Source organism: Massilistercora timonensis, from assembly GCF_048354975.1.
Taxonomy (GTDB): domain Bacteria; phylum Bacillota; class Clostridia; order Lachnospirales; family Lachnospiraceae; genus Massilistercora; species Massilistercora timonensis.
Genome location: NZ_DBGCJQ010000074.1, coordinates 1 through 3,005 on the forward strand (window position 1 = coordinate 1; position 3,005 = coordinate 3,005).

A 3,005-nucleotide genomic window follows, 5' to 3' on the forward strand; every position below is an offset into this window, starting at 1 on the left:
GCGGTCCGCATGAAGATCCTCCTGAGTATGCAATTGTCGATTCATAAGTACCTCACTTTCATTATAGGAAACAAGACTACATGCTGCAACCTTTAAATGAGCTCAAAAAGGTCTGGAAACAAATGGCGGAAACCGCCGGAAATAAAGGATAGCCGGGAAATCCGGCTGCGGTGGAGAAAAGAATTCTCCAGATGGTTGTTTGTTCATTATAGTGGAGAGCAGAAGAAAAGACAAGATGGCAGGATAGACAAATCCGACCAAAGGATTTCAGCAACTCTTACTAAATTTGGATTTTCTTAAGAATCTTTATAAACATTTTCAGGTTCTGACACATTTGCGCCACATCTTTTTTATATAATAGCTTTAACAACAAATGAAGGCGGCGGTCGTGCTTATGTTTTCTTATCTGTATGACTGTCAGTCTTCGCCTAACAATAATTCAAATTTACATAGATTGTTTCATTCCTTCCGGACCGGCTGCAAAACGCCGGTCCGCTCTCGTTTTCAACGGGATTTTATTTCAATTTAGGTATTCCGCTCACCCGGCACTTATGCTATAATACATTACGGTGTTTTTGGAGACGTATCGAAGTGGTCATAACGAGCCGCACTCGAAATGCGGTTGTCCTCTTTGGGCACGTGGGTTCGAATCCCACCGTCTCCGTACAAAAACGCAGCAAGGACAGATCTTGTCCCTGCTGCGCTTTTTCATTTTTCTCGCCAGGCGTGCGCTTTTAGGCCCGCTCTCTGAGCGCCTCTATGATCCGTTCTCCGGCCAGCCGGACATTCTCCTGCTTTGTGGCCAGATTTACCCGGATGAAGGTTTCGTTCTCCCCTTTGCCGAACCAGGAGCCGTAGTCCACTGCCAGACCACATTTTCCCTGGATCACCTGCTCCATCTCTTCCGGACGGAGGTAGGCGCCAAGGTCGATCCACATCAGATAGGTCCCTTCCATCTGCGCGATCCACACTTTGGGCAGCGCCTCTTCCAGCATCTGCTTCAGACAGTTGTAATTGTCTTCAATAATCTCCAGCACCTCTGCAAGCCAGTCTGCTCCGTCTTCATAAGCGCTTTGTACCGCCACATACCCAAAGGAATTGCCCCCTTTGATCCGGATCCGGTCTGTATAGGCATCATAGCGCTCCCGCAATCCAGGATCCGGCAGGATCACAATGGAATTCTGGCAGGCCGCCAGGTTAAATGTCTTAGTGGCCGCCGTCAGTGTCACCAGGATCTCGTCATAATCTCCCGCCGTTGCCGTTGGGATATGGGAATGTCCTTTCATCACCAGATCCTGATGGATCTCGTCCGAGATCACATAGACGCCGTGCTTCTTACAGATATCCATGACTCTTCGGATCTCTTCTTTCTTCCACACTCTTCCCACCGGATTATGAGGGGAACAGAGGATGAAAAGCTTAACGTCCTCCTCTTCGATCTTCCGCTCAAAATCTTCATAGTCTATAACATAACTGTTCTCCCTGCGGATCAGAGGACTCTCCGTCACCTGGCGGTGATTATTTATCAGGGAGTCTTTAAATGGATAATAGACCGGCGGCATGATCAGCACATGGTCCTCCTCTTTCGTCAGTATCTGCACCAGCCAGTTGACTGCCGGAACCACTCCCGGGGAGAACCGGAGCCATTCCTTCTCCACCTGATAGCCGTGCCGGGCAGCTTCCCAGCGGACAAAGGCTTCCCCGTATTCCTCCGAAGGATGATAATATCCGAACACTCCGAAATCCACATATTTTCTCAAGGCTTCCCGGACGCAGGCAGGCGCCTCAAAATCCATGTCCGCCACCCACAGTGGAAGCAGCTCTTCTTCGCCAAACTGCTCCCGGCAGGCGTCCCATTTTTTGGAGTCTGTATGTCTCCGCTCTTTGTAACACACTTCTTTCATGTCTGTACCTCATTACTTTCCTGTCTGTTTTTGTTTCTTCAGTCGTCTCCTGAACATCTTATCTTTTTTCTCTGGAAAATGCAATCAGATTCCATTGACTTCTTCCCAGGGACCAAAGTATCATAAAGTTAGCAATCACGCTTTGAAAGGAGGGTTCTTATGTATTACAAAGAGTTCAAGGGAAATAAGATCTCCACTCTCGGCCTTGGCAGCCTCCGCCTTCCTGCCGTCCCGGGAGACCCCAATAAGATCGACCGGGAAAAAGCCCGGAAGGTTATCGATCAGGCTTTTGCAAGCGGCATCAACTATTTTGACGCCGCCTACACCTATCACAAAGGCGACTCAGAGCGTTTCCTGGGCGAAGCTCTGGCCCGCTATCCACGGGACAGCTACTATCTGGCCAGCAAGTTTTATGTGATCGCCAACCCAGATATCGAAGAAGTATTCGAAGAACAACTGCGGCGCTGCCAGACCGACTATTTTGACTTCTACCTGATCCACAGCGTACAGGAGCATTTCATGGATCAATATATGGACCCGGCCAGAGATTACATCGGATATCTGCTGAAACAAAAAGCGGCAGGCCGCATCCGCTACCTGGGATTTTCTTCCCATATGGCGCCGGAAGGGCTTGCACGCTTTCTTGACTGGTATCCGGATTTCGACATGGCCCTAATCCAGCTCAACTACCTGGACTGGACTCTGCTGGACGGGAAAGGCCAGTACGATCTTCTGACAAAACGGGGCATCCCCGTCTGGGTAATGGAACCCCTGAAGGGCGGGCGGCTGGTTCATTTAAATGATCAGGCGGAAGCGATCTTAAACCAGGCCGCGCCGGGACAGACCATTCCTTCCTGGTCCTTCCGCTATCTTCTGGGACTTCCCAATGTACAGTGCGTCTTAAGCGGCATGACTTCCCCGGAGGAGATCCGGCAGAACGCCGCCGTCTTTGAACCGGAAAATCAACTGACAGAGGCAGAAAGCGCCGCCCTGGACAAAGCCATCCTGGCATTCCGGGATTCCTTCGGCGTTCCCTGCTCTTCCTGCCGCTACTGCTGCCCGGTCTGCCCGGCCGAACTGGACATTCCCCTTTTAATCAAG

Annotated in this window: 2 protein-coding genes and 1 tRNA gene; 2 read left to right on the plus strand and 1 reads right to left on the minus strand. The window is 50.4% G+C overall.

The features are described 5' to 3' along the window. The first annotated feature begins 577 nt into the window (after nt 1-577). Nucleotides 578-664: transfer RNA gene (locus ACML7B_RS06995), tRNA-Ser, on the plus strand. Nucleotides 665-734: 70 nt separating this feature from the next. Here the strand turns inward: ACML7B_RS06995 and ACML7B_RS07000 are convergent. Further along, the gene (locus ACML7B_RS07000; protein ID WP_418540162.1) at nt 735-1,904 is read right to left on the minus strand and encodes a MalY/PatB family protein; all 1,170 of its coding nucleotides are present in this window, start codon (nt 1,902-1,904) and stop codon (nt 735-737) included. 159 nt (nt 1,905-2,063) lie between these two features. Between ACML7B_RS07000 and ACML7B_RS07005 the strand changes: the two genes are divergently transcribed. After that, nucleotides 2,064-3,005, plus strand: a 942-nt coding sequence (locus ACML7B_RS07005) for an aldo/keto reductase (protein ID WP_418540164.1), incomplete at its 3' end; no start/stop codon positions are given.

Excerpts from the sequence above, each read along its gene's own strand:
- ACML7B_RS07000 (WP_418540162.1), bottom strand. The coding sequence starts at position 1,904 with ATGAAAGAAGTGTGTTACAAAGAGCGGAGACATACAGACTCCAAAAAA.